The organism is Pseudomonas nitroreducens TX1, assembly GCF_000313755.1.
GTDB classification, from domain to species: Bacteria; Pseudomonadota; Gammaproteobacteria; order Pseudomonadales; family Pseudomonadaceae; genus Pseudomonas; species Pseudomonas nitroreducens_A.
Map to the genome: position 1 here is coordinate 40,738 of NZ_AMZB01000109.1, position 18,971 is coordinate 59,708.

The 18,971-nt window shown below is 65.9% G+C and carries 18 protein-coding genes; 12 read left to right on the top strand and 6 right to left on the bottom strand.

Annotation, left to right across the window (positions count from 1 at the left end):
* Positions 1 to 26: 26 nt before the first annotated feature.
* From C167_RS0113800 to C167_RS0113810, 3 genes are all read left to right on the top strand, one after another.
* Positions 27 to 914 carry a lysophospholipid acyltransferase gene (locus C167_RS0113800; protein WP_026079031.1) on the top strand — a complete coding sequence of 296 codons (888 nt, stop codon included), beginning with the start codon at positions 27 to 29 and terminating at the stop codon, positions 912 to 914.
* A gap of 90 nt (positions 915 to 1,004) precedes the next feature.
* Positions 1,005 to 2,318 (top strand): Nramp family divalent metal transporter, encoded by a 1,314-nt coding sequence (locus C167_RS0113805; RefSeq protein ID WP_017518863.1) that lies wholly within the window; start codon positions 1,005 to 1,007, stop codon positions 2,316 to 2,318.
* Positions 2,319 to 2,375: 57 nt separating this feature from the next.
* Complete coding sequence (locus C167_RS0113810; protein WP_026079032.1) at positions 2,376 to 2,642, top strand: PilZ domain-containing protein; 267 nt, start codon at positions 2,376 to 2,378, stop codon at positions 2,640 to 2,642.
* 189 nt (positions 2,643 to 2,831) lie between these two features.
* Here the strand turns inward: C167_RS0113810 and ehuA are convergent, their stop codons facing one another.
* The 4 genes from ehuA to ehuB all read right to left on the bottom strand — a co-directional run bounded on the left by ehuA (position 2,832) and on the right by ehuB (position 5,957).
* Positions 2,832 to 3,689 (bottom strand): ectoine/hydroxyectoine ABC transporter ATP-binding protein EhuA, encoded by an 858-nt coding sequence (gene ehuA / locus C167_RS0113815; RefSeq protein WP_017518865.1) that lies wholly within the window; start codon positions 3,687 to 3,689, stop codon positions 2,832 to 2,834.
* A 23-nt stretch (positions 3,690 to 3,712) separates the two neighbouring features.
* On the bottom strand, positions 3,713 to 4,369 hold the full coding sequence (gene ehuD, locus C167_RS0113820) for an ectoine/hydroxyectoine ABC transporter permease subunit EhuD (RefSeq protein WP_017518866.1): 657 nt from the start codon (positions 4,367 to 4,369) through the stop codon (positions 3,713 to 3,715).
* Positions 4,369 to 5,025, bottom strand: coding sequence for an ectoine/hydroxyectoine ABC transporter permease subunit EhuC (gene ehuC / locus C167_RS0113825; RefSeq protein WP_017518867.1), 657 nt, complete (start codon positions 5,023 to 5,025; stop codon positions 4,369 to 4,371). Before ehuC ends, ehuD begins: the two co-directional genes overlap by 1 nt.
* A 77-nt stretch (positions 5,026 to 5,102) precedes the next feature.
* Entirely contained in the window at positions 5,103 to 5,957 is an 855-nt protein-coding gene (ehuB, locus tag C167_RS0113830) for an ectoine/hydroxyectoine ABC transporter substrate-binding protein EhuB (protein WP_017518868.1), read from the bottom strand.
* A 385-nt stretch (positions 5,958 to 6,342) separates the two neighbouring features.
* On the opposite strand from ehuB, the gene C167_RS0113835 reads away from it, so the two are divergent.
* The 9 genes from C167_RS0113835 (at position 6,343) to C167_RS0113875 (ending at position 16,908) form a co-directional block, all read left to right on the top strand.
* Positions 6,343 to 7,737 (top strand): PLP-dependent aminotransferase family protein, encoded by a 1,395-nt coding sequence (locus tag C167_RS0113835; protein WP_017518869.1) that lies wholly within the window; start codon positions 6,343 to 6,345, stop codon positions 7,735 to 7,737.
* Positions 7,738 to 8,122: 385 nt separating this feature from the next.
* A complete protein-coding gene (gene eutB / locus C167_RS0113840; protein ID WP_017518870.1) occupies positions 8,123 to 9,097 on the top strand; it encodes a hydroxyectoine utilization dehydratase EutB in 975 nt (324 codons plus the stop codon).
* Complete coding sequence (locus tag C167_RS0113845; protein ID WP_017518871.1) at positions 9,090 to 10,082, top strand: ectoine utilization protein EutC; 993 nt, start codon at positions 9,090 to 9,092, stop codon at positions 10,080 to 10,082. Before eutB ends, C167_RS0113845 begins: the two co-directional genes overlap by 8 nt.
* A gap of 208 nt (positions 10,083 to 10,290) precedes the next feature.
* Positions 10,291 to 11,481: an ectoine hydrolase DoeA gene (gene doeA, locus C167_RS0113850; RefSeq protein ID WP_017518872.1), complete on the top strand. Its 1,191-nt coding sequence runs from the start codon at positions 10,291 to 10,293 to the stop codon at positions 11,479 to 11,481.
* Between the two features lie 4 nt (positions 11,482 to 11,485).
* Positions 11,486 to 12,490, top strand: coding sequence for a N(2)-acetyl-L-2,4-diaminobutanoate deacetylase DoeB (gene doeB / locus C167_RS0113855; RefSeq protein ID WP_017518873.1), 1,005 nt, complete (start codon positions 11,486 to 11,488; stop codon positions 12,488 to 12,490).
* A gap of 13 nt (positions 12,491 to 12,503) precedes the next feature.
* Entirely contained in the window at positions 12,504 to 12,992 is a 489-nt protein-coding gene (locus tag C167_RS0113860; protein ID WP_017518874.1) for an Lrp/AsnC family transcriptional regulator, read from the top strand.
* Between the two features lie 278 nt (positions 12,993 to 13,270).
* Positions 13,271 to 13,921 carry a 7-cyano-7-deazaguanine/7-aminomethyl-7-deazaguanine transporter gene (locus C167_RS0113865; RefSeq protein WP_017518875.1) on the top strand — a complete coding sequence of 217 codons (651 nt, stop codon included), beginning with the start codon at positions 13,271 to 13,273 and terminating at the stop codon, positions 13,919 to 13,921.
* 133 nt (positions 13,922 to 14,054) lie between these two features.
* Positions 14,055 to 15,512, top strand: a complete 1,458-nt coding sequence (locus C167_RS0113870) for an NAD-dependent succinate-semialdehyde dehydrogenase (protein ID WP_017518876.1) — start codon at positions 14,055 to 14,057, stop codon at positions 15,510 to 15,512.
* Positions 15,513 to 15,528: 16 nt separating this feature from the next.
* The gene (locus C167_RS0113875; protein WP_017518877.1) at positions 15,529 to 16,908 is read left to right on the top strand and encodes an aspartate aminotransferase family protein; all 1,380 of its coding nucleotides are present in this window, start codon (positions 15,529 to 15,531) and stop codon (positions 16,906 to 16,908) included.
* Positions 16,909 to 17,037: 129 nt separating this feature from the next.
* Here the strand turns inward: C167_RS0113875 and C167_RS0113880 are convergent, their stop codons facing one another.
* Together C167_RS0113880 and C167_RS0113885 are read right to left on the bottom strand one after the other, a co-directional pair.
* The gene (locus C167_RS0113880; protein WP_017518878.1) at positions 17,038 to 17,355 is read right to left on the bottom strand and encodes a tetratricopeptide repeat protein; all 318 of its coding nucleotides are present in this window, start codon (positions 17,353 to 17,355) and stop codon (positions 17,038 to 17,040) included.
* Between the two features lie 47 nt (positions 17,356 to 17,402).
* Positions 17,403 to 18,854: a TrkH family potassium uptake protein gene (locus C167_RS0113885; RefSeq protein ID WP_017518879.1), complete on the bottom strand. Its 1,452-nt coding sequence runs from the start codon at positions 18,852 to 18,854 to the stop codon at positions 17,403 to 17,405.
* Positions 18,855 to 18,971 lie beyond the last annotated feature (117 nt).

Genomic DNA, 18,971 nt, shown 5'->3' on the forward strand with positions numbered 1-18,971 from the left:
CCGCCATCTGCTTGAAGGAGTTTTCCGTGGAGAAATTCAAGGGCGCACTGGTGGTGGGCTTCCTGCGGTTGTTCGCCATGCTGCCGTGGCGCGCGGTGGGCGCATTGGGCGCCGGTATCGGCTGGCTGATGTGGAAGCTGCCCAACCGGTCCCGCGAGATCGTGCGGATCAACCTGTCGCACTGCTTCCCCGAGCTGTCCGAGGCGGAGCTGGAGAAACTGGTGGGCCAGAGCCTGATGGACATCGGCCGCACGCTGACCGAAAGCGCCTGTGCCTGGATGTGGTCGCCGCAGAAGTCGCTGCAGTACATCCGCGAAGTGGAAGGCATGGAGGTGCTGGAAGACGCGCTGGCCTCCGGCGACGGCCTGGTCGGCATCACCAGCCACCTGGGCAACTGGGAAGTGCTCAACCACTTCTACTGCTCCTATGCCAAGCCGATCATTTTCTACCGCCCGCCCAAGCTCAAGGCGGTGGATGAATTGCTGAAGAAGCAACGCGTGCAGTTGGGCAACCGTGTCGCGCCCTCGACGCCCGAAGGCATCAAGAGCGTGATCAAGGAAGTGAAGAACGGCGGCTGCGTCGGCATTCCCTGCGACCCGGAGCCGGACCTGGGCTCGGGGCTGTTCGTGCCCTACCTGGGCACCACGGCGCTGACCAGCAAGTTCGTGCCCTCGCTGCTGTCGCGCGGCAAGGCCCGGGGTGTGTTCTTCCATGCCGTGCGCCTGCCCGATGGCAGCGGCTACAAGGTGATCCTCGAAGCCGCGCCGGCGGACATGTACGACAAGGACATGGAAGTATCGGTCGCCGCACTCAGCCGCGAGCTGGCCAAGTACGTGCGCGCCTACCCCAGTCAGTACATGTGGACCATGAAGCGCTTCAAGAAGCGGCCTGAGGGCGAGGCTCGCTGGTACTGAATCCATCCGTGACGGTGTTGCCGGCGGCTCCCGAAACAGCTTTGTTTCCATACATCAGCGTCGTCTGCTCATAATCCAGGAATAACTCCCATGCTCGGCCTGCCGACCACCGCCACCGCGCCGTTCTGTCCCTCGGAAGTCAAAGGCAGCATCCGGGTCGCGGCCAGCGCGCCCTTGTGGAAGCGCATCCTGCAGTTCGCCGGCCCCGGCCTGCTGGTCTCCATCGGCTACATGGACCCGGGCAACTGGGCCACCGCCATCGAAGCCGGCTCGGGCTTCGGCTACCAGTTGCTGTTCGTGGTGTTGCTGTCCAGCCTCGCGGGTATGGTCCTGCAGTGCCTGGCGATGCGCCTGGGCATCGTCACCGGCCAGGACCTGGCGCAGCTCTCGCGCAGCCGCTACAGCCTGGGCGGTGCGCGCCTGCAATGGCTGCTGGCGGAACTCTCGATCGTCGCCACGGATCTCGCCGAAGTGCTCGGCTGCGCCCTCGCCTTCCACCTGTTGCTGGGCGTCGACCTGGTCACCGGCGTGATCCTCACCGCCTTCGACACGCTCATCGTGCTTGGCTTGAAGGGCCAGCGCTTCCGCCACCTGGAAGCGATCATGCTCGGCCTGATCGTCACCATCAGCGGCTGCTACCTGGTCGAGCTGATCCTCATCAAGCCCTACTGGCCCGACGTTGCCGCCGGCTTCCTGCCCAGCTGGGATGCGGTCACCCAGCGCGAGCCGCTGTACCTGGCGATCGGCATCCTCGGTGCCACGGTGATGCCGCACAACCTCTACCTGCACTCCTCCATCGTGCAGACACGGCAGGTCAGCGGCAGTAACGGCAAGGCCGCGGCGATCCGCCTGACGCGCATCGACACCGTGGTCTCGCTGAGCCTCGCGCTGCTGATCAACGCCGCCATCCTGATCCTCGCCGCCGCGGCCTTCCATGAGACCGGCCATACCGGCGTCACTGAAATTCAGGACGCCTACCGCCTGCTCGAACCGCTGGTGGGCACTGGCCTGGCGGCGATCCTGTTTGGTGTTGCGTTGCTCGCCTCCGGGCAGAGTTCCACCTTCACCGGTACCATCGCCGGGCAGGTGATCATGGAAGGCTTCCTGCAGATGAAGATTCCCTGCTGGCAACGCCGCCTGATCACCCGTGCGCTGGCGTTGATCCCGGCGCTGATTGGCGTGGTGATGCTGGGCGACAAGGCAATCGGCAAGCTGCTGGTGCTCAGCCAGGTGGTGCTCAGCCTGCAACTGCCCTTCGCGCTGTGGCCGCTGATCCGCTTCACCAGCGATCGCGCGTTGATGGGCGAGTTCGTCAACAGCCTGTTCACCCGCGTACTGGCCTGGACCTTGTTCTGCGTCATCGGCGCCGCCAATCTCTGGCTGCTCGCGCAACTGCTGGCTTGACCTGACCGATGGGTTTGAGGCCCATTAGTGCGCTGACATTCAGGACGGATGCCATTCATGTCGAACCAAAGGCAATACCCGCGTACCCCGATGAAATGCCGGATCAAGGTCAGCCATTCCAGCTTCGGCGATGTGTTCGGCCATACCCGTGATCTGTCCGATGGCGGTGTCTACGTGCGCCACGAAGTGCTCGCCGCGCTGCCCGCCGGTACCCGGGTTACCGGTCAGGTGCAGGACATGCCCTTCGATGCGCCGATCCTGGAGATGGAAGTCATGCGCACCGACGCCGAGGGCGCGGGATTCCGTTTCGTCGGCAACGCCTGAGAAACCTTCCCGGAATCGGCTCTTCGTAGGGCCGAGGGGCGCCCGGCCCTTGCTAGCGAACAGACCCGGCTGCGAGGTTGAGGTTTCCGTAGGAGCGGAGCTTCTCCGCGAAATCCTTCCGCATTTACCGTTTTTCGCGGAGAAGCTCCGCTCCTACAAGAGCAGATGGCTTCCTCCCGATGTGCAGGCTTAATTAGCCTCGTTCACCGCACTCAGGAAGGCCCTTGTCCGCTCGTGCTTCGGGTTGCCGAAGAACTGCTGCGGGCTGCCCTGCTCGAGGATGTTGCCCTGGTGGAAGAAGCACACACGGTCGGCGAATTCACGTGCGAAGCCCATCTGGTGGGTGACCATGAGCATGGTCAGGTTGTGTTCGGCGCCCAGCTTGCGCACGACGTTGAGCACTTCGCCGCACAGCTCCGGGTCCAGCGCCGAGGTCACCTCGTCGAACAGCATCACCTTGGGGCGCATCGCCAGTGCGCGGGCGATGGCCACGCGCTGTTGCTGACCGCCGGATAGCTGCGAGGGATAGTGGTCCAGCTTGCTGCCCAGGCCAACCATTTCCAGCAGTTCCACCGCGCGCTCGCGGGCTTCATTACGGTGCATGCCGAGCACCTGCACCGGCGCCTCCATCACATTGCGCAGCGCGCTCATGTGCGGGAACAGGTTGAAGCACTGGAACACCATGCCGATCTTGCTGCGTACCTTGCGCACATGGCTTTCCGGCGCACGCACCAGCGAATCGTTGCGCTTGAGATGGGTCAGCGGTTCGCCATCGACTTCGATCAGGCCGCTGTCGATGGTCTCCAGGGTCATCAGCGCGCGGAGCAGGGTGGACTTGCCCGAGCCGCTGGGGCCGATGATGGCGACCTTCTCGTTGGCGCCCACTTCCAGATTGAGGTCCTTGAGCACGCTGAAACTGCCGTAGCTCTTGCACACGTTGCGGAAGCTGACCATGGGTTGCACGGTCTGGGCGCGCGCTGCGGGCGCATCCTGGGTGGCCACACGAGGGGCCATCGGCCCGGCAGCTTGCAGGGAGTGAACGGTCATCGGTTTTCCTCCGGAAGAATCAGTCATGGCAGCGCCGTGCGTTTTTCCACCTGGCGCACGACGCTGGCCAGGCTGATGGAGATGAGCAGGAAGAACACCCCGACCAGGGTGATCGGTTCCAGGTAGCGGAAGCTGTCGGAACCGATGTTCTTCGCCTGCTGCATGATTTCCACCACCGTGATCGCCGAGAGCACCGGGGTGTCCTTGAACATGGCGATCAGGTAGTTGCCCAGTGCTGGCAGCACCGGGCGGATGGCCTGGGGCAGGATCACCTCGCGGTAGGCCTTGAAGGGCGAGAAGTTCAGTGCAGTGACCGCCTCCCACTGGCCGCGCGGCACCGCCTCCAGGCCGGCGCGGTAGACCTCGGCGGTGTAGCAGGCGTAGTGCAGGGCGATACCCAGGGTGCCGGCCACCAGCGCGGTCATGCTCAGCCCGTAGAGCGGTAGCACGTAGAACAGGAAGTACACCTGGATCAGCAGCGGCGTGCTGCGGATGAATTCGATCAGCCAGGCCGCCGGCCAAGACAGCCACGCGTGCCGGCTGCGCCGGGCGATGGCGAAGAGCAGGCCGAGCACCACGGCCAGGGCGAAGCCCACCAGGGTAATGGCAATGGTGCGCAGCGAGGCGTGCAGCAGTTGCGGCAGGATCTGCCAGGCGAAATCCCAATCGAAGAGTTTCATCACAGGCCTCCGTGGATGCGGCCGTGCCCCAGCCAGCGCTCCAGGCGCCGCATGAGGAAGACGATGACCTGGGCCATCACGAAATACAGCACCAGGGTGAGGGCGAAGATCTTCATGGTCTCGAAGGTCGCCTGGTCCAGCTGGCGCGCGCGGAAGGTCAGGTCCGACAGGGTGATCAGCGACACCAGCGAGGTGTTCTTCAGCAACTCGATCAGCAGGTTGGTGCCCGGTGGAATCGCGCAGAGCAGCGCCTGCGGCAGGATGATCCGGCGGAAGCGCGTCAGCGGCATCATGTTCAGCGCCAGCGCCGCTTCATACTGCCCCTTGGGCACCGAGCCTATGGCGCCGCGCATCACCTCGGCGCCATAGGCGCCGATGTGCAGGCCCAGGCCGATGATCGCCACGCTGTAGGCGCTCATCTGAAGATTGAAAGGGGGCAGCGGCAGCACGAAGTACAGCCAGAACAACTGCACCAGTAGCGAGGTGCCGCGGAACAGCTCGATGTAGGCGATGGATACCCAGCGCACCGCCGGCCACGGCGAGAGGCGTCCGAGCGCGGCGATGATGGCGGCTGCAACCGCCAGCAGGGAGCCGAAGACGGTCACCTGGACGGTGATCCAGGCGCCCTCCAGCAGCAGAGGAAGTAATTCACCCATGGTGCGTATCCCGTAACGACGGATTCCACGGAACGGCCGACCGAGCGCGGCCTAGGGCAGGCGCGCGCCCGTGACGGTCACTGTTTGCAAAGCTCGGCAGCGGTCTTGTCGGTGACGTTGGACGTGTCGAAGCCGAACGGTTTCACTGTTGCCAGGTGCTCGGCGCCGCCCAGCCAGCCCTTGAGCTGCTGGTTCACCGCGTCGCGCAGGTCCTTGTCTTCGGGACGGAAGGCCAGGGCGCCATAACCGATGTGCGAAGGGTCGTCCTTGAAGTCGGTGACGGCTTCCACCGAATCGCCGCCCTTCGCCGCGAGGCCCTTCATGGTCAGCGCAGTGCCGACGCTGGCGTCGGCGCGGCCGGCGCGCACGGCCTGCAGCTGCGCGGTGGTGTCGGGCACCTGGACGATCTGCTCTTCCGCCACGCCTTCGGCGCGGGCGTAGCCCATCTCGGCGGTGCCGGACATGATCGCCAGCTTGACCTCCGGGTTGTTCTTCACGTCGGCGTAGCTGTGCAGGTTCTTCGGGTTGCCCTTCTTCACCAGCAAGCTGTCGGGAATCTGATAGTGCGGATCGGTGAAGATCACCTGCTGGCAGCGCGGCGGGGTGATGTACATGCCGGCGGCGATCACATCGAAGCGCCCGGCGCGCAGACCAGGGATCAGCGCGCCCCATTCGGTGAGCACCGGCTCGATCTTCTTCACACCCATTTTCGTGAAGATCTGCGTGGCGATTTCCGGGGATTCACCGGTGACCTTGCCGGAGGTTTCGGTAAAAGCGAATGGCGCTTCGTTGGCGTAGCCAATGCGCACGGTGCCGGTGCTCTTGATGCGCTCGAGGGAGGTCTCGGCGTAACTGCCGGCACTGGCCAGCGCGCAGGCGGCGAGGGTGCAGGCAAGGCTCAGGCGGCGCAGGAAAACAGGGGCGGTACTCATCTTCGGATCTCCTGATCTTCGCTTGCCGAACGCGGTGGGCGTGCGGCGATGGATGGCAGGTAGCAATGTCGTACGACTGTTGTTCTTGTAGGTCGGGCCCCGGTGGAGCCTTCCGAAGTTCTCTCGCCGGCGGGAAACACCAGCTGGACGCCAGACTAAGTCGGCGGGCCTTGCGGCTGTTCCTGATCGACAACCCCGCGGCGGGAAAAAGCCACCGTCGCGATGAACGCAGCCGAAGGTTTTTTCTGCGCGGGCCTGACAATGCGGTTCGGTGTCCTGCACCCGAGGATACAAAAGGGGTCGAAGTGCCGACATTGCACTAGGACAATTGCCGCCGGTGTGCGGGTCCGTCACTCTGGACGCCTGACCAGACGGAGCGCTGAAGATGGAAGCCTGGCGTCGCGCCCTGGCCGACCTGCGGGCCGGCGAATCCAAGTACAAGACCCTCGTGCAGGCCATTGCCGGAGACATCGAGCAGGGCCGCCTGAGCGACGGCCAGCGCCTGCCGCCGCAGCGCCACGTGGCCGATGGCCTGGCGATCAGCGTGCAGACCGTGACCAACGCCTACAAGGAACTGGAACGCCAGGGCCTGGTGCGTTGCGAGGTCGGTCGCGGCAGCTTCGTTTCGCGGCGGATGACCGAGGGCATGGCCCACTACATGGTCGACCACCCCGAGCGTGCGCTGGTGGACTTTTCCATTGCCAGCATCGTCCACAGCCGCGAGCACGACCGCCTGTGGCAGGACAGTTGCCGCGAGTTGGCGCAGGAGACCGACCAGCCGTGGATGCGCGCCTGCCGCCCGGTGGCCGGCTTCGACGCGCACCGCGACGCCGGCGTGAAATGGCTGGCGCAGCTGGGCCTCAAGCGCGAGCGTGACGATGTGCTGATCACCAATGGCGCGGCCCACGGCATCTTCCTTGCTCTGGCCTCTCTCGCCGGGCCGGACGACGTGGTGCTCTGCGAACAGCTCACCGACCACGGCGTGATCGGCAATTCCCAGGTGCTCGGCTTCACCCTCAAGGGCGTTGAAATCGACAAGGAAGGCATCGACCCGGAGCACTTCGAGGACCTCTGCGCCAACGAGCGCATCACCGCGCTGGTGTGCACGCCCAACCTGAACAATCCCACTTCCTGCCTGATGCCCGACACGCGCCGCCGCGAAATCGCCGCCATCGCCCAGCGTTACGGCGTGCATGTGATCGAGGACGACGTCTACGGCCCGCTGCTCGGCGAGCGCCGCCCACCTCCGCTCAGCCATTACCTGCCGGACCTGTCGTTCTACTGCACCAGCTTCACCAAGAGCGTGCTCACCGGCCTGCGCATCGGTTACCTGGCCATGCCGCGCCGCCTGGCGCTGCGTACCGAAAGCATCCTGCGGGTGAACAGCTGGATGGCCACGCCGTTGCTGGCGGAGGTGGCGTGCCGCTGGATCCACAACGGCAACGCCCAGGCGCTGATCGGTTTGCAGCGTCGCGTGCTGGAAAAGCGCCAGAACCTGGTGCGCGAGTTTCTGGGCGAGCACCTGCGCGGCTGCGATCCGCATTCCTTGAGCGCCTGGATCGGCATCCCCGAGCACTGGGAGCTGGACAGCCTGGTGCGCGAGCTGCGCCACCGGCACATCGCCGTGACGCCGCCCGATCCCTTCATGGTGCGCGGCACGCCAAGACCGCGTGCGATACGCCTGTGCATGGGCGCGGAGTGCAGCGACGAGCGCATGGTCGCCGCGCTGGAGGACATGCGAGAGCTGTTCGGGCAGTACCCGAAGATCCACGATTTCTGAGCCCCTTGCCGGGCTCGCGTTTATCGTCGTAGGGCGCATCCCTGTAGGAGCGAACCTTCCGCGAATCTTACCGCGCATGCCGACCTTCGCGGAGAAGCTCCGCTCTTACCTGAAGTATCGCGCAGGGGCATGCCCTCTCCCCCGCCCTCTCCCTGAAGGGAGAGGAAGTCAAAGCGTGCCGGCTGACACTGTGGTTTCAACCTGCACCATACGGTCCCCTCTCCCTTCAGGGAGAGGTTAGGGAGAGGGAATCTCAGGCACGAATTTTCAGAGAAAGACGGTTGCTCCTACGCAAAACACCTCTGATCAATACATCGTCCTAGTACATTCATCGCGACAATTCCCCGCCCCTACACTCGGCCCAACTGCATACCCGGAGGCCGAGATGGAGCCGATTCCCCTCGTCGAGCTGTACCGCGCCCGCCAGCGCATCCAGGGCCTGGTGCGGCAGACACCACTGGAGCACTCGGCCAGCCTGTCGCGCCTGCTCGGTGCGCCGGTGTACCTCAAGCTCGAATCGCAACAGATCACCGGCAGCTTCAAGCTGAGGGGCGCGAGCAACGCGATTGCCCAGCTCAGTGATGAGCAGAAGACCCAGGGCGTGGTCGCCGCCTCCACCGGCAACCATGGCCGGGCGCTGGCCCATGCCGCCCGTATGCTCGGCGTGCCGGCGACCATCTGCCTGTCGCAGTTGGTGCCGGCGAACAAGGTCCAGGGGATCCGCGAACTCGGCGCCGAAGTACGCATCGTCGGCAATAGCCAGGACGATGCCCAGGCAGAAGCCGAACGCATCGCCCGCGACCACGGTGCAGTACTGCTGCCGCCCTTCGACCACCCGCAGATCATCGCCGGCCAGGGCACCCTCGGCCTGGAAATCCTCGAACAGCTGCCGGACGTGCGCCAGGTGCTGATACCGCTGTCCGGCGGCGGCCTGTTCGGCGGCGTGGCCCTGGCGCTCAAGCACGTCGACCCGAGCATCCGCCTGCACGGCATCAGCATGCGCCGTGGCGCCGCCATGGCCGCCAGCCTTGCCGCCGGCCATCCGGTGGACGTCGAAGAACTGCCGACCCTGGCCGACTCCCTTGGCGGTGGCATCGGCCTTGCCAACCGCCACACCTTCGCCTTGGCCCGCGACTACTGCGACCAGCTGCACCTGCTCGACGAAGACTCCATTGCCGCCGGTATCCGTCACGCCTACCGCGAGGAACGGCAGGTGGTGGAGGGCGCCGCCGCGGTCGGCATCGCCGCGCTGCTGGACGGCCTGATCGCCCCGGTCGGCCCGGTGGTGGTGATCGTCAGCGGCCGCAACATCGCCATCGAACAACACCAGCAACTCCTCGAGGAAACCGCCCATGGCTGACGTCACCCTGCTCAGCGAAGCCGATCTGCGCGCCTGCGTGGCGATAGACCGGGAGAGCCTCGACGCGGTCGAACAGGCCTTCCGCCTGCTCGCCACCGCGCCGGTGGCGATGCCGCCGATCCTTCGCCTGGACGTGCCTGAGCACAACGGCGAAGTGGACGTGAAGACCGCCTACCTGCCCGGCCTGCCGCGCTTCGCCATCAAGGTCAGCCCCGGCTTCTTCGACAACCCCAAGCTCGGCCTGCCCAGTCTCAACGGCATGATGATGCTGCTCTCCTCGAAAACCGGCCTGCTCGATGCGCTGCTGCTGGACAACGGTTACCTCACCGCCGTGCGCACCGCCTGTGCCGGCGCGGTGGCGGCCAAATGGCTGTCCCGCGAGGATTCGCGCCAGGTCGCGCTGATCGGCGCTGGCGAACAGGCGCGGCTGCAGCTCAAGGCACTGTGCCTGGTGCGGCCCATCGAGGCGGCCAGCGTCTGGGCGCGGGACGTCGACAAAGCACGGCATTGCGCGCAGGAGCTGAGCACCAGCCTGGGCATTGCCGTCAGCGCCTGCACCAGCATCGACGAAGCGCTGGAGGGCGCCGACATCGCCATCACCACAACACCCAGCCGCGAGCCGCTGATCCGCAGACATCACCTGCGCCCCGGTCTGCATATCACTGCCATGGGCTCGGACGCCGAGCACAAGAACGAGATCGCCGCCGAAGCCCTGGCAGTGGTGGACAACTACGTTGCCGACCGCCTCAGCCAGACCCGCGTGTTGGGCGAATTGCACCATGCGCTGGAGGCCGGTGCCGTCGGCGGGGACGCCGACTTCGCCGAGCTCGGCCAGGTCATCGCTGGGCTGCGCCAGGGCCGCGAACGCGCCGAGGACATCACCCTCTGCGACCTTACCGGCACCGGCGCGCAGGACACCGCCATCGCCGGCCTGGCCTTCCAGCGAGCGCAGCGGATGGGCAAGGGATTTCGTTTCAGCAGCTGAAAAAATCGTCCCGCTTCGCGGGAACAGCGCCCTCACCCTAACCCTCTCCCGCACGCGGGAGAGGGGACCGATCGGCACAGGATGAAGCCTTGGCGTCAGCCGGCAGACACTGCCCTCTCCCTCTGGGAGAGGGTTGGGGTGAGGGGATCCAAAAGTCTCTGGCTGTCCCGAAGGCGCCCGACAATAATTTCCCCAAGAGGATTTCCGCATGTCCGAAATCGTCGTCAACCTCCCTTTCAGCCGGGAGGAATATGCCCAGCGGATCGCCAAGGTCCGCGCCAGCATGCAACAGCGCGGCATCGAGCTGCTGCTGGTCACCGACCCGTCGAACATGGCCTGGCTCACCGGCTACGATGGCTGGTCCTTCTACGTGCATCAGTGCGTGCTGCTGGCGCTGGACGGCGAGCCGCTCTGGTTCGGCCGCGGCCAGGACGCCAACGGCGCGCGGCGCACGGTGTTCATGCAGGCGGACAACATCGTCGGCTACCCCGACCACTACGTGCAGTCCACCGAGCGCCACCCGATGGACTACCTGTCCCGCGAGGTCATCGCCGCGCGCGGCTGGGCGAACCGGGCCATCGGCGTTGAGATGGACAACTACTACTTCAGCGCCGCCGCCTTCCGCTCGTTGCAGGCGAACCTGCCGAACGCGACATTCGTCGACGCCACCGCGCTGGTGAACTGGCAGCGCGCGGTGAAATCGCCGCGCGAGATCGAGTACATGCGCGTCGCCGCGCGTATCGTCGAAAGGATGCATGCGCACATCGTCGAGTGCATCGAACCGGGCATGCGCAAGAACGAGCTGGTGGCGGATATCTACAGTGCCGGCATCCTCGGCGTCGACGGCCACGGCGGCGACTACCCGGCCATCGTCCCTTTGCTGCCCACCGGCGCCGATGCCAGCGCCCCGCACCTGACCTGGGACGACACGCCGTTCGAGCGTGGCGCCGGCACCTTCTTCGAGATTGCCGGCTGCTACAAGCGCTACCACTGTCCGCTGTCGCGTACGGTGTTCCTCGGCAAGCCCCCGCAGCACTTCCTCGACGCGGAGAAGGCCGTGGTCGAAGGCATCGCCGCCGGGCTGGATGCGGCCAAACCCGGCAACACCACCGGCGACATCGCCCGCGCCTTCTTCGGCGTGCTGGAGAAATTCGGCATCCACAAGGACAGCCGCTGCGGCTACCCCATCGGCATCAGCTACCCGCCGGACTGGGGCGAGCGCACCATGAGCCTGCGCCCGAGCGACACCAGCGTGCTCGAAGCGGGAATGACCTTCCACTTCATGCCCGGCCTCTGGATGGACGACTGGGGCCTGGAGATCACCGAAAGCATCCTCATCACCGAGCGCGGCGTGGAGACCTTCTGCGACTACCCGCGCCAGCTGTTCGTGAAGGAGTGAGGCAATGACACAGCCTTTGCGCGAAAACCCCATCTGCGCCAGCGTCGATTTCCAGCGTGACGGCGTGCAGCACGGCCACCTCAAGCTGCCCTACTCGCGGGACGATTCGGCCTGGGGCGCGGTGATGATCCCGGTGTGCGTGGTGAAGAACGGCAACGGCCCCACAGCGCTGCTCACCGGCGGCAACCACGGCGACGAGTACGAAGGCCCGGTGGCGCTCAGCCGCCTGGCCCAGGAGCTGCGCCCCGAGGACGTGCGCGGCCGGGTGATCATCGTGCCGTTCATGAACACCCCGGCGTTCCTCGCCGGCAAGCGCACCTCGCCGATTGACGCCGGCAACCTCAACCGCAGCTTCCCCGGCCGCCCGGACGGCACGGTGACGCAGAAGATCGCCGACTACTTCCAGCGCACCCTGCTGCCGCTGGCGGACGTGGTGCTGGATATCCATTCTGGCGGCCGGACGCTGGATTTCCTGCCCTTCGCGGCGTGCCATGTGCTGCCGGACAAGGCCCAGCAGGAAGCCAGCGAGGCGCTGATGCGGGCCTTTGCCGCGCCCTATTCCATGCGCATGCTGGAGCTGGATGCGGTGGGCATGTACGACACGGCGGCCGAGGAGCAGGGCAAGCTGTTCGTCACCACCGAACTGGGCGGCGGTGGCAGCAGCAGCGCGCGCAGCGTGGCCATCGCCCGGCGCGGCGTGCGCAACGTACTGGTGCAGGCCGGTATCCTGCGCGGTGAAATCGAGCCGGCGAAGTCGGTGATGCTCGACATGCCCGATGGCGACTGCTTCGTCGCCAGCCAGCATGGCGGTCTGCTGGAAATGTGCCGCGACCTGGGCGAGCGAGTGGAGCGCGGCGACGTACTGGCTCGGGTGCACGAGGTGCTGCGCACTGGCGCAGCGCCGGTGGAATACCGCGCCAAACGCAGCGGCATCCTCGCCGCACGGCATTTCCCCGGCCTGGTGCAGAGCGGCGACACCCTCGCCGTGGTCGCCGAGGTACTGGACTGAACGGGAGCCCGTCATGATCAAGCTCGACCGCTATGACCTGAAGATCCTGCGCATCCTCGCCGGCGATGGGCGCATCACCAAGTCGAGCCTGGCCGAGGCGATCAACCTCTCGGTCAGCCCGGCCTGGGAGCGCGTGCGCAAGCTGGAGGAGGCCGGGCTGATCAAGGGCTACCGCGCGCAGATCGATTGGTCGGCGCTGTTCAAACAGCAGCAGGTGCTGGTGGAAATCACCCTGGCGCGGCACACCGCGCAGGACATGAAGCGCTTCGAGCAGCGCCTGCAACAGGCGCCGGAAGTAGGCTTCTGCTACGCCACCGGCGGCGGGGTGGACTACATCGCAATGATCCAGGCGCGCGACATCGACCACTACCAGCGCTTCATCGACCAGTTGTTGCTGGATGACGTAGGGATCGAGCGGTATTTCACCTACATCGTCACCAAAGTGATCAAGACGCAAGAGGCGGCAATTCCGGCAGAAGCGCTGGAGCCGGGTTCTGCGTAGGGCGAATAACCTGGAACAGGTTATCCGCCGTTATCTATCCGGCGGAAACTCATGCGGCTCTTTGTAGGAGCGAGTTTGTTCGCGAACAGATTTCCCGGTGGCGTCGGTGCCGCGCGGGTTCGCGAGCAAGCTCGCTCCTACATAAACGCTCGTCGGCGGTTGAACAAATTTTGCGCAATAAAACCTGACTTCTGGGTCCGGATCGTATACACTGCGCGCCGCTCGGCAGGGTGCCGGGCATGGGTTCCCTCACCCCATCGACGAAAAAGGCCCTGAGCATGTCGGCATCCCTTCCGGCGGCACGGCGCGGCGCACTCGCCGGTCTGGTCGCGTTCCACATCCTGATCATCATCGCCAGCAACTACCTGGTGCAGCTGCCAATGACCCTCTTTGGCTGGCACACCACCTGGGGCGCGTTCAGCTTCCCGTTCATCTTCCTGGCCACCGACCTCACCGTCCGCCTGCTCGGCAAGCGCCCGGCGCGGCTGGTCATCGCGCGGGTGATGATCCCCGCGCTGCTGGCCTCCTACGTGATCTCGGTGATCTTCCAGGAAGGTGCCTTCAGAGGCTTCGCCTCCCTCGGCGAATTCAACACCTTCGTCGCGCGGATCTCCCTGGCCAGCTTCCTCGCCTATGTGTTCGGCCAGATCCTCGACATCCAGGTCTTCGACCGCCTGCGGCGCATGCGCCAGTGGTGGATCGCCCCGGTGGTTTCGACCCTGTTCGGCAACCTGCTGGACACCTTCACCTTCTTCTCCATCGCCTTCTGGCACAGCGACAACGCCTTCATGGCCGAGCACTGGGTGGAGATCGCCTGGGTCGACTACGGGGTGAAGCTGGCAGTCATGTTGATGCTCTTCGTACCGCTCTACGGCATGCTCCTCAGCGCCATCACCCGCAATATGCGGCGCCAACCCGCCGTCGTCTGACGCCACCGGAAAAAACCAACAGCGGCGGCACAACTGCGAAAAGATTTGCCGCCGCCATCCCCCGCTTAGGAAAAAACCGCGCGCTCCTGGCCCCTAGCATGGTCTCCATGCCAACCGACCGGGAGCTGCCGCCATGCCCTTTGCCCATCCCCTGCTGTTCAAGTCGCTCTGCTATGTGAATGGCCACTGGCTGCACAGTGCGAGCGGCACCAGCATCGCCGTCGACAACCCCGCCACCCGTGAAGCCATCGGCCACGTGCCGCTGCTCGACCGCGAGCAGATCGTGAGTGCCATCGACGCCGCCGCTGCTGCCTTCCCTGCCTGGCGCGCGCGCAGCCTGGATGACCGGGGCGCGCTGTTGCGCCGCTGGGCCGAGCTGATTCGCCAGCACCGCGAGGACCTGGCGCAGATTCTCAGCCTGGAGCAGGGCAAGCCGCTGGCCGAGGCCCTCGGCGAGATCGACTATGCCGCCAGCTTCATTCCCTGGTTCGCCGAGGAGGCGCGGCGGCTGAACGGCCGCAACATCCCCAGCCACATCCCCGGCGCGCACCTGGGTACGGTGGTCGAGCCGGTCGGCGTCGCCGCCCTGCTGACACCGTGGAACTTCCCTTCGGCGATGATCACCCGCAAGGCCGCCGCCGCGTTGGCCGCCGGCTGCACCGTGGTGGTCAAGCCGGCCCACGAAACGCCCTACTCCGCCTTCGCCCTGGCGCAACTGGCCGAAGAAGCCGGCTTCCCTGCCGGTGTCTTCAACGTCGTGCTTGGCGAGCCGCAGATGGCCATGGAAACCCTGGTCGGCGATAGCCGCGTGCGTGCCGTGAGCTTCACCGGCTCGACCCGCGTGGGGAAACTTGTACTGCAAGCGGCCGCCCAGGACGTGAAGAAAGTCGCCCTGGAACTGGGCGGCAACGCGCCCTTCATCGTGCTGCCCGATGCCGATCTGGAACAGGCGGTGAAGTTCGCCATCGATGCCAAGTTCCAGACCTCCGGGCAGGACTGCTGCGCGGCCAACCGCATCCTGGTCGCCCGCGAACTCTACGAACCCTTCCTTCAGCGCTTTGCCCGCGCCGTGCGTGAACTGCGCGTCGGCCCGGCCAGCGACTCGCGCAGCCAGATCGGCCCGCTGATGCACCAGGGCGCCTTCGACGTCACCTGCGAGCGTGTGCAGGACGCCATCGCCCAGGGCGCGCGCCTGCTCGCCGGCGGCGAACCCCATGCGCTCGGCGGCTGGTTCCACCAACCGACGGTGCTGGCCGACGTCACCCCGCAGATGCGCATCTGGCGCGAGGAAAACTTCGCACCGATTGCCGGCGTCAGCGCGTACGACGACCTCGACGAAGCCGTCCGGCAGGCCAACGACACCGAGTACGGCCTGGCCGCCTACCTGTGTGGGCAACGCCTGGATCACCTCTGGCCGCTGATGCGGCGCCTGGAATTCGCCATGGTGGCGGTCAACGGCGCCAAGTTCACCGGCCACCCCATTCCCTTTGGCGGCATGAAGGCCTCGGGCCTGGGCCGCGAGGGCGGCAGCGAGGGCTTCGAACCCTTCGTCGAAACCAAGTACTTCGCCTTGCACCACGGCACCATCTGACCGGGAGACCACCGCCATGACTGAATACGCCAAGCTCTTCGAAGACGACCGCGCGCACTTCATGCACCCCTCGACCCACGCCCACGATCACGCCAGCGGCGCGCTGCCGGGGCGAATCATCACCGGTGCTTCCGGCGTGCGCATCCGTGACCACCAGGGCCGCGAGCTGCTGGACGCCTTCGCCGGCCTCTACTGCGTGAACATCGGCTACGGCCGCACCGAAGTGGCCGATGCCATCCATGCACAGGCCACGCAGCTGGCCTACTACCACACCTACGTGGGCCACTCCTCCGAGGCGATCATCGAACTGTCCGCGCGGATCATCCGCGACTGGGCGCCGGCGGGCATGAAGAAGGTCTACTACGGCCTCTCCGGCTCCGATGCCAACGAAACCCAGGTCAAGCTGGTGCGCTACTACAACAACGTGCTGGGCCGGCCGCAGAAGAAAAAGATCATCTCCCGCCAACGCGGATACCACGGCTCGGGCATCGTCACCGGCAGCCTCACGGGGCTCGCGAGCTTCCACCAGCACTTCGACCTGCCGGTGGAAGGCGTCAAGCACACCCTCTGCCCGCACTTCTACAAGGCCCCGGCCGGCATGGACGAAGCGAGCTTCGTGCGCCACTGCGCCCAGGAGCTGGAAAACCTGATCCTCGCCGAAGGCCCGGACACCGTGGCCGCCTTCATCGGCGAACCGGTGATGGGCACCGGCGGTATCATCGTCCCGCCCAAGGGCTACTGGGAGGCGATCCAGGCGGTGCTGGCGAAGTACGACGTGCTGCTGATTGCGGACGAGGTGGTCTGCGCCTTTGGTCGCGTGGGCGACAAGATGGGCAGCCAGCGTTACGGCATGCGCCCGGACCTGATCACCACCGCCAAGGGCCTGACCAGCGCCTACGCGCCGCTGTCGGCGGTGATCGTCGGCGAGAAGGTGTGGGACGTGATCGACAGCGCCTCCAGCCGCGAAGGCGCCATGGGCCACGGCTGGACCTACTCCGGCCACCCGATCTGTGCGGCGGCGGCACTGGCCAACCTGAACATCCTCGAACGGGAAAACATCACCGCCAATGCGGCGGAAGTTGGCGGCTACCTCAATCAGCAGCTGCGCCAGACCTTCGAGGGGCATCCGTTGGTGGGCGAGGTGCGCGGCGACGGCATGCTGGCGGCGCTGGAGTTCATGGCTGACCGCGAGGCGCGCACGCCATTCGACCCGGCGCTGAAGGTCGGCCCGAAGGTTTCGGCGGCCTGCCTGGAGCGCGGCATGATCGCTCGCGCCATGCCCCACGGCGACATCCTCGGCTTCGCCCCGCCGCTGGTGCTCACTCGCGCCGAGGCGGACGAGATCGTCGGCATCGCCAGGGCGGCGGTGGATGCGGTGGCGGACGACGTGCTGTAGCGGCTCTTCGTAGGAGCGGATTCATCCGCGATGTGCCACCGGCCAGCTTGGAGCGGCCGGCAAGCGATCGCGGACGGAGTCCGCTCCTACGTAACCTTCAAGGTCGGTAAGTGGCGATAAACAGGGCGCTTACGAGCCCTTTGCCTTGTCCAGCTTACGCAGGAAGACCGTCATTTCCTTTTCCGCCTGCTTGTCGCCGTGTGCCTGCGCGGCGGCCAGTCCGTCGGTCCAGGCGGCGCGCGCGCCGTCCAGGTCGCCCTGGGCCTGCAGCGCCTTGCCCAGCAGCTTCCAGGCGGCAGAGTACTTGGGGTCCTGTTCCACGCAGCGGCGCAGGTGCTCGGCCGCCTTCACGGCATCGTCGGCGTCCAGGTAGCCCTTGCCCAGGCCGAAGCGCAGCAGCGGGTTGTCCACGCCCTTGGCGAGCATTTTTTCCAGCGAATCGATCATGGCGAGCCTCCGTCAGCAGGTCGCCATTCTGCCCCAGGATCAGTGCCTCATGCGCGCCAGAAGGCGGGCGTCAGCAGGATCAGCAGGGAGAATACCTCCAGCCGCCCCAGCACCATCGCCAGGCTCAGCACCAGCTTGGCGCTGCCCGGCAGGTTGCCGTAGTGTGCCGCTGCGTCGCCCAGCGCGGGGCCCAGGTTGTTCAGGCACGAGGCCAGCGTGGAGAACGCCGTGAGTTGGTCCACGCCCAACGCCAGCAGCACCAGCATCAGGCTGACGAAGGTCAGCAGGTAGATCGAGAAGAACGCCCACACCGATTCCACCACACGGTCGGGCACGGTGCGCCGCCCGAGTTTCACCAGGAAAACTCCGTTGGGATGCAGCAGGCGCAGGAATTCGCGCATGCCCTGGCGGTACACCAGCAACATGCGCATCACCTTCATGCCGCCGCCGGTGGAGCCGGCGCAGGCGCCAATGAAGGTGCTGTACAGCAGCAGATAGGGCAACAGGGTCGGCCAACTGCTGAAGTCGGCGAGACCGAAGCCGGTGGTGGTCGCCACCGAGATCACCATGAACGCGGCATAGCGGATCGCCTGCAGCGGCGAGTCATAGTGGTGCTTGAGGATCAGTGTCGTCGCGGTGATCAGGAACAGCACCAGCAGGATGCCCAGGTAGGCCCGGCACTCGGTGTCCTTCAGGTAGTGATGCAGGCTGCGCTGGCGCCAGGCAAGAAAATGCAGGCTGAAGTTGATCCCGGAGATCACCAGGAAGGTCATGCAGATCAGCTCGATCAACGGGCTGTCGAAGTAGCCGATGCTCGCGTCATGGGTGGAAAAGCCACCGATGGCGATGGTGGAGAAACTGTGGCCGACCGCGTCGAACAGGCTCATGCCGGCCGTCCAGTAGGCCAGCGCGCAGGCCAGGGTCAGGCCGCAGTAGAGGAACCACAGGGTCTTGGCGGTATCGGCGATACGCGGCGAGAGCTTGTGCTCCTTCAGCGGGCCGGGCATTTCCGCACGGTACAGCTGCATGCCGCCGATGCCCAGCATCGGCATCACTGCCACCGCCAGCACCACGATGCCCATGCCGCCGAGCCATTGCAGCTGCTGGCGGTAGTAGAGGATCGCGTGGGGCAGCGTATCGAGCCCGGTGAGCACGGTGGCACCCGTGGTGGACAGGCCGGAGAAGGATTCGAACAGCGAGTCGACCACGCCCATGTGCGGCGCGTCCGACAGGGCGAAGGGCAAGGCGCCGAACGAGCCCAGCACGATCCAGAACAGCGCCGTCACCAGGTAGCCGTCGCGGATGCGCAAGTCCTGCTTGTGCTGGCGGCACGGCCACCAGATGGCGAAGCCGGTCAGCAGCGTGACCAGGAACGAAGAGGCGAAGGGGTGCCAGGAATGCTCGGCGTAGTGAAGGTCCACGAGCAGCGGCGGCAGGTGCGTGGCGCTGAACAGCATCAGCAGCACGCCGAGGATTCGACCGATGGAGGAGTAGCGCATGACCGAGGCTGGCAAGCTGGAACAGGCCGCGCAGCGTGACAAGGGAAGCGGGTTGGCGCAGTAGGACCTGTCTGAAACCGACTCGGATTGATCTGGCGGGCCGCCCTATGGCGGCCC

What these genes read in the sequence shown, in the direction of transcription:
- C167_RS0113805 (WP_017518863.1), top strand. Translation starts at nt 1,005, where the DNA reads ATGCTCGGCCTGCCGACCACCGCCACCGCGCCGTTCTGTCCCTCGGAA.
- C167_RS0113810 (WP_026079032.1), top strand. Translation starts at nt 2,376, where the DNA reads ATGTCGAACCAAAGGCAATACCCGCGTACCCCGATGAAATGCCGGATC.
- ehuA (WP_017518865.1), bottom strand. Translation starts at nt 3,689, where the DNA reads ATGACCGTTCACTCCCTGCAAGCTGCCGGGCCGATGGCCCCTCGTGTG.
- ehuD (WP_017518866.1), bottom strand. Translation starts at nt 4,369, where the DNA reads ATGAAACTCTTCGATTGGGATTTCGCCTGGCAGATCCTGCCGCAACTG.
- ehuC (WP_017518867.1), bottom strand. Translation starts at nt 5,025, where the DNA reads ATGGGTGAATTACTTCCTCTGCTGCTGGAGGGCGCCTGGATCACCGTC.
- ehuB (WP_017518868.1), bottom strand. Translation starts at nt 5,957, where the DNA reads ATGAGTACCGCCCCTGTTTTCCTGCGCCGCCTGAGCCTTGCCTGCACC.
- C167_RS0113835 (WP_017518869.1), top strand. Translation starts at nt 6,343, where the DNA reads ATGGAAGCCTGGCGTCGCGCCCTGGCCGACCTGCGGGCCGGCGAATCC.
- eutB (WP_017518870.1), top strand. Translation starts at nt 8,123, where the DNA reads ATGGAGCCGATTCCCCTCGTCGAGCTGTACCGCGCCCGCCAGCGCATC.
- C167_RS0113845 (WP_017518871.1), top strand. Translation starts at nt 9,090, where the DNA reads ATGGCTGACGTCACCCTGCTCAGCGAAGCCGATCTGCGCGCCTGCGTG.
- doeA (WP_017518872.1), top strand. Translation starts at nt 10,291, where the DNA reads ATGTCCGAAATCGTCGTCAACCTCCCTTTCAGCCGGGAGGAATATGCC.
- doeB (WP_017518873.1), top strand. Translation starts at nt 11,486, where the DNA reads ATGACACAGCCTTTGCGCGAAAACCCCATCTGCGCCAGCGTCGATTTC.
- C167_RS0113860 (WP_017518874.1), top strand. Translation starts at nt 12,504, where the DNA reads ATGATCAAGCTCGACCGCTATGACCTGAAGATCCTGCGCATCCTCGCC.
- C167_RS0113865 (WP_017518875.1), top strand. Translation starts at nt 13,271, where the DNA reads ATGTCGGCATCCCTTCCGGCGGCACGGCGCGGCGCACTCGCCGGTCTG.
- C167_RS0113870 (WP_017518876.1), top strand. Translation starts at nt 14,055, where the DNA reads ATGCCCTTTGCCCATCCCCTGCTGTTCAAGTCGCTCTGCTATGTGAAT.
- C167_RS0113875 (WP_017518877.1), top strand. Translation starts at nt 15,529, where the DNA reads ATGACTGAATACGCCAAGCTCTTCGAAGACGACCGCGCGCACTTCATG.
- C167_RS0113880 (WP_017518878.1), bottom strand. Translation starts at nt 17,355, where the DNA reads ATGATCGATTCGCTGGAAAAAATGCTCGCCAAGGGCGTGGACAACCCG.
- C167_RS0113885 (WP_017518879.1), bottom strand. Translation starts at nt 18,854, where the DNA reads ATGCGCTACTCCTCCATCGGTCGAATCCTCGGCGTGCTGCTGATGCTG.